The 6,701-nt window shown below is 33.9% G+C and carries 5 protein-coding genes; 4 read left to right on the top strand and 1 reads right to left on the bottom strand.

The genetic code is table 11. From position 1 onward, the window contains the following. Positions 1 to 301 precede the first annotated feature (301 nt). Positions 302 to 913 (bottom strand): sugar O-acetyltransferase, encoded by a 612-nt coding sequence (locus JNO63_RS03540; RefSeq protein ID WP_203127117.1) that lies wholly within the window; start codon positions 911 to 913, stop codon positions 302 to 304. A gap of 78 nt (positions 914 to 991) precedes the next feature. On the opposite strand from JNO63_RS03540, the gene JNO63_RS03535 reads away from it, so the two are divergent. From JNO63_RS03535 to JNO63_RS03520, 4 genes are all read left to right on the top strand, one after another. Further along, entirely contained in the window at positions 992 to 2,332 is a 1,341-nt protein-coding gene (locus JNO63_RS03535; RefSeq protein ID WP_203127116.1) for an MATE family efflux transporter, read from the top strand. Positions 2,333 to 2,711: 379 nt separating this feature from the next. Then, the gene (locus JNO63_RS03530) at positions 2,712 to 3,947 is read left to right on the top strand and encodes an ABC transporter ATP-binding protein (RefSeq protein ID WP_203127115.1); all 1,236 of its coding nucleotides are present in this window, start codon (positions 2,712 to 2,714) and stop codon (positions 3,945 to 3,947) included. Beyond that, on the top strand, positions 3,862 to 4,896 hold the full coding sequence (locus JNO63_RS03525; RefSeq protein ID WP_203127114.1) for an ABC transporter permease: 1,035 nt from the start codon (positions 3,862 to 3,864) through the stop codon (positions 4,894 to 4,896). The genes JNO63_RS03530 and JNO63_RS03525 overlap by 86 nt, the downstream gene beginning before the upstream one ends. 11 nt (positions 4,897 to 4,907) lie before the next feature. Beyond that, the gene (locus JNO63_RS03520) at positions 4,908 to 6,677 is read left to right on the top strand and encodes an extracellular solute-binding protein (RefSeq protein ID WP_203127113.1); all 1,770 of its coding nucleotides are present in this window, start codon (positions 4,908 to 4,910) and stop codon (positions 6,675 to 6,677) included. The last annotated feature ends 24 nt before the right edge of the window (positions 6,678 to 6,701 follow it).

Raw genomic sequence — 6,701 nt, 5'->3', positions numbered from 1 at the left:
ACCCCCGACCCATTTCACCCCCTCCGCTCCTGCGCGGGGAGCGTTTTTACTAGATGTCGCAATTGATATATCTATTTTATATGAAATGTACAATTTGTACTATAAAAAAGAACTAAGAAATGCTTTGCCATTTTAGGATTGTTTTATTTATATTTTCGCACACTTATAAACCCTTAGAATGGACTTTAATACTGAAAATATATTAATCTAGCATAAAATTCTTTCTAAAAAAGAGATTTTAGTGAAGAAGAAAAATGGATAAATCTAGACTTAGAGTTTATTTATTGATAACTAAGTATTCTTACTCCTCTCCCATTTCTTTTTGATAGTCATCGTATTTTTCTTGCCAAACTTGCTTGTCATTTTCATCTATTTTTCTGATAACTTTGCATGGATTGCCGGCTGCTATTACTCCTTTCGGAATATCCTTTACTACAACTGATCCTGCTCCTATTATTGAGCCTTCACCTATGGTTACACCACCAATTACTGTTACCTTTCCTCCTATCCACACGTCATTTTCGATTTTTATTGGTTCGGCGTATTCTATAAATGTTCTTCTTATTTCTGGATCTTTTGGATGATTTGGTGTTAAAAATGCACAATCTGGGCCGATTAGTACATTATCTCCTATATAGACTGGTGCACAATCTAAGATTGAGACATTGAAATTTAGATAAGAATGCTCGCCAATAAAAATATTGTAGCCATAGTCAAATCTAAATGGAGGGGTTACCATTGAATCCTTACCGAATTCTCCAAAAATATTTTTGGCCTTTTCTCTGATCTCTTCAGCTGTTATGGATTTATTAAAATCTTGCATTTTGCAGCGGGCTTCATACATATCTTGGCGAAGTTCTTCATCGCCCATGTAAAGCTTACTATTTATCATTCTTTGTTTTTGTGTTTTCATATCAAAACCATACTTCACGTGTTTAGAATGACAATTTAAAATTTAAGTTGTAAAGTATTATCATCAAAGGAGCGCTTTATGGATCAAAATGTAAACTTAACTAAGGGAGATATTACTAAGTCCCTTATAAAATTATCTTTACCCCTGGCACTTACTGCTTTTATCCAAATCACTTATGGTTTTGTAGATATGTTTTTTATAGGGCGTTTGGGATCAAATGCTCTTGCAGGAGTAGGACTTGCTGGTTTTTTAATATGGATTGCAAATGCTACTACTATGGTACCAAAGATAGGTATGGGGGTTTTGGCTTCTCAAGCCTTTGGTAGGGAAAATGAAAATGAAACTATTAGAATTTTAAACAATGGATATATTTTAACTATATTTTTGGCTATTATTTATACTGTTTTAATGCTGATTTTTGGCAATAGCTATGTATCATTTTTTAAATTGTCAGAAATTGCTAGCACTGATGCACGTGAGTATATATTTGTTTTGGCACTTGGGATTACATTTTTCTTTATAAATCCAGTATTATCTCAAAGCTTCCAATCCTTGGGCAATTCGCTGACACCTTTTATCATAAACTCTATTGGCCTATTGGCAAATATTATTTTGGATCCTGTTCTTATTTTCGGATGGGGACCATTCCCACAAATGGGAGTACGTGGAGCAGCCCTTGCTACAGTTTTAGCCCAAGTTGTTGTAACTATTATCTTTATTATAGAAATATTTCGTAAAAATGAATTACTCAGAAAATCCCTGATAAAAATTGACTATAGAAGTGAGTGGATGGGGCAAATTTTTAGACTTGGTTTGCCAGCAGCTCTTATGAATGTTTATATGGCTGTTGTAAGTATGATTTTGAATAAATTTATGGCAGGCTTTGGAGAACCAGCAGTTGCAGCTTATTCTATAGGTAGTCAACTTGAGTCAATTACTTGGAATACGACAGAGGGTCTACAAATAGGAATTGCAGCTATGGTTGGACAAAATTATGGGGCAGAATTATTTGATAGAGTAAAAAAAATCATCAGAAAATCTTTTGAAATCGTCTTTATAATTGGTGCAATTTCTATGATAGTGCTTTATATTTTTAGGTATCCACTGATTAGAATATTTGTGCCAAATGATGCTGAAACTATAAAACTTGGAGCCTTGTATCTTGCCATTCTCTCAGTTTCACAAATATTTATGGCAGTAGAAATTGGATTAAATGGAGCATTTAATGGTATGGGAGATACCAAAACTCCAGCCCGAATTGCTATAATTCTTAATACTTTAAGAATACCATTTTCAAAATTATTTATGCCAATTTTTGGTGTAGCAGGAGTATGGACTGCCATGACATTTACTTCTATTTTGAAAGGATTATTCAATTTAGGTCTAATACTTAAAAAAATAAAAAGAGAGCTTAACTAGCATAGTATCTTAATAAAAATTATAAATAAAATTTAAATAAAACACTTTAACCTAGCAAAATCTCAACAATTGCTGGGTTTTTTATTACTTAAATTTATTAAAAATAATTTACCTAGTCTTTAACTAAATTTTACATTATATGAGTTTTTGTAAAAAATATATAAATAGCTTTTACAAATATAAAATAAAATTGCAAATAAATGCTGATTTTTAATGCGTATTTAATTTATATGATTTTACATTTACATAATATCAATCTAATAAATGTCATTTATATTTATTAGCGAATGCTAGTTTTTGACAAGCTTATTTTTGTGCCTAAAATTCAAATTCTATGACATTTCAAATTTTTTCTAATTAGTACTTATAAGGAGCATGCATGAGCAATATTAAACTTGCGCATATCTACAAAGATTATATAGAAGGCCAACATGTGGTAAGAGATTTTAATCTTGATATTAAAGATGGAGAATTTATCGTACTTGTAGGCCCAAGTGGTTGCGGAAAATCCACAACCCTTAGAATGATAGCAGGCCTTGAAGATATCACTTCAGGCGAGCTATATTTTGAAGATAAATTGATGAATGATGTGCATCCAAAAGATCGTGACATAGCCATGGTTTTTCAAAACTATGCCTTATATCCACATATGACCGTTGCAGAAAATATGGGCTTTGGCCTAAAAATGCAAAATAAAAGTCAAGATGAGATTGACAAAACAGTTAAAAAAACTGCAGAAATCATTGGGCTTACTGATTATTTAGATAGACTTCCAAAAGAGTTATCTGGTGGACAACGCCAAAGAGTTGCCCTAGGCCGTGCCATTTCTAGAAAGTCAAAAGTTTTCTTGATGGATGAGCCACTTTCAAACCTTGATGCAAAACTAAGGGTCCAAACCAGATCAGAAATTTCTAATATTTCTAAAGAATTTGGTAACACAACAATCTATGTAACCCACGACCAAGTGGAAGCTATGACAATGGCTGATAGAATTGTGTTAATGAAAGATGGAGTTATCCAACAAGTTTCTACACCAAAAGATATTTACTTGTATCCAAATAATATTTTTGTTGCAGGATTTATGGGCTCTCCTGCTATGAATTTTATCCCAGCTACCCTTACTGAGGAGGGATTAAAAACTAGCGAACAGATTATAAAACTAAATGACACAATCCTTACTCAACTTGCCTTTAAAGGTTATATGAATAAGGAAATAATTTTTGGTATCCGCCCAGAAAATATAGTCTTAGCGCGTGATTTAGATCCTGAAAATGATCGTTATGTACAATTTTCTACTAAAGTGCGTTTAGCAGAAATGCTAGGGTCTGAGACTCTTATTCACTTTATGGTCGATAATAAAAATATTATTGCAAAAGTTAATACCCTTGATGAATTTAGCAGAAACCAGGACTTAAATCTTGCTTTTGACCTAGATTTTGCAAATTTCTTTGACAAAGACTCTACAGACAGAATTGTCCTTGATAATGAGAAAAATTATCAAAATATTGTTAAGGAAGGAGGAAGTGCTAGTGGAAAATCAGACGAACAACTTGACCAATCAAATCAGTCAGACAGAACACATAGCCAAACACACAGCTTCCAAGCTTCCAAATAATGATAATAACGACAATGACCCATACTTTAAACCAGTGAAAAAAACTTTGTGGCAAAGAATGGCAAGATATAAAACTTTTTATCTAATGCTATTACCGGCCTTACTTTTTTTCATAATATTTTCTTATTGGCCAATGACAGGAAACATCCTAGCCTTTAGAAAATTTTCTTTTAACTCTGGGATGTATGGTAAGGGCTGGGTAGGCCTTCAATATTTTAAGGAGTTTTTCTCTGATAGGCAAACACCTATTTATATTAGAAACACCCTTATTATTTCAGCTATAAAATTATTTATCTACCTACCTTTTCCAATAATTTTAGCTTTAATTTTTAATGAAATTGTAAATACCAAACACAGATCGATTTTCCAATCTATCAGCTATTTACCTTACTTTATTTCATGGGTAGTTGTAATTGGTATGCTAAATAAACTTTTTGCCCCAAATACAGGTCTTATCAATAACCTATTAAGAAATGTAGGAGTAACTGATGGTTCCAGATTTTTTATGATGGAAAATGGATTTTTCTATCCAGCAGTATTTGGATCATATTTATGGAAGAATGTTGGTTGGGACTCTATCATCTATTACGCAGCAATTATGGGGATTTCACCATCGCTTTATGAAGCTGCAGCCATAGATGGAGCAAATAGATTAAAGCAAACCCGTCACGTAACCCTGCCTGGGATTTCAAAAACAATTATGATATTGTTTATCATTTCCTTAGGTGGGATATTATCAGCTGGATTTGACCAAGTGTACTTGATGCAAAATCCAGGAAACTACCAAGTATCAGAAATAATTGATACCTATGTAGTAAAAACAGGGCTTGAAAAAGCTCGCTACGGTCCAGCAACAGCAGTTGGACTTGTTCAAGGACTTGTAGGACTTGGACTAACTGTTGCAGTTAACAAAGCAGCCGATAAATACGGCGAAAATTCTTTATGGTAAGAGGAGAGAATATGAATATCAAAAAAACTTTTAGCAAAGCGATGCTCATGGCAATGAGTTTAGTTGCCCTAACAGCTTGTGGAAACAATGATTCTAATACCACAACTGACAACAAGACAGAAACAACTCAAAGTGCAGAAAACAAAACAGAAGATGCTGATAAAAAAGATGCTAACACTGCAGAAGAAAATACAGACAAACCAGATACATGGATAGCTGATCGCGAAATCAAGCTTTTAGTATTCGAATCAGCAGGAGATACTGGTGAAGGAACAATGAGTCCAGAAATTGCTCAATACATCAAAGACAAAACAGGTATCACTCTAACAATCGAATCAGTATCAAATGAAGATTCTTACGAAGCTCTTGCAGCAGGACTTTCATCAGGAGACCTTCCAGATGCAGTTGCTTTTTACCTAGACAACTCAGGTAGACCAGAATTCCCATTATTATTAAAAGCAAGTAATGAAGGAATGTTTGCTGATATTTCTAAGCCTCTTAAAGAAAGTAAGATTTATGGTAAATATTTTGAAGAAGGCTATCTACCAACAGATACAAAAGATAATATCATGATGAGAGATGACCAAGATGGTGCAACATACCTAGTTCATATGTCAATTAATAGAAATCCTGCAGACCCAGGACGTAAATTATTTGGAAATATGTTTATCAGACGCGATATTGCTGAAGATCTTGGTGTAAAAACAGATGACATAAAAACAAGTGATCAACTAGAAGAATTATTAAACAAAATTGCTAAAGGTGATTACAAAGATAATAACGGTAACCCTGTAACTCCACTAGGACCAACATCATGGGGTGGTTCTGAAAGACCAAGACCATACAGAGACTTAATGTGGCAAGGTGAAGGCGAACAAAAATTTGCCAAAGACGGAGATACTGTAAAACACGAATCTATGACAGATTACGGTGAAAAAAGAGTTGCAAAAGTGCGTAAATGGTTAGAAGAAGGTTTAATGCACCCAGAATTCTATACAATGGAAGAAACTCGTGCACAAGAGGGTATCCAAAACAAATCATTTGCAATCGTATCAGACTCACACAACTATAGACCAGAAATCGCAAATGGCGATTGGATGCCACTTGGAGATATCAAAAGAGTAGATGGATCAGACAATATGGTTAAACCATATAAATCTGGTTACACAGGTTGGGCAGTACCGGCAACAACAGAAAATCCAGAAGAAGTTGTAAAATTTGCAGACTGGATGGCTAGCGAAGAAGGTAAACTACTATACTTCTACGGTATCGAAGGTAAACACTACGATATGGTAGATGGAAAACCAGTTCCTAAAAAAGAATTAGTAAAAGAAGCAGAAGAAAATCCAGATGAAGCTATAAAAGAAGGTTTCAGAGGCGTTAGAGCATTTTGGGGCGAACACTTTGCATACACAGACATGGACAACCTAGGAGACTTTGGTGAAGAATCTTGGGGAGATAGTGTAAGAGGAGATGAAGCAAGTCAAGCGCAAAAACTTCTTGAAGAATACAATTATGACAAAAAATTCGAAGATAAAGAAGTAATCGATGGTCTATATCCAAAAGCATATTTATATGAATTCGAAGGCGATGAAGGAAATCTTTCTCAAGCTTTAGAAGATTGGGATGATGCAATCCTTAAAGCATACTATGCAAAAAGTGAAGAAGAAGCAAATGCTATCTTAGAACAATCTCGTCAAAGACTTAAAGATGCTGACATCGAAGGTTTCTGCAAGTTCTTAGAAGAAAAAGAAAAAGATGGAGATACAATATTCTATTAATATTTTAAATTAAAAGCCTTCTCC

This window comes from Anaerococcus sp. mt242, assembly GCF_016798225.1.
Taxonomy (GTDB): Bacteria; Bacillota; Clostridia; order Tissierellales; family Peptoniphilaceae; genus Anaerococcus.
Note: the sequence above shows the minus strand (reverse complement) of the source record. Positions and strands in the feature narration are given on the sequence as shown.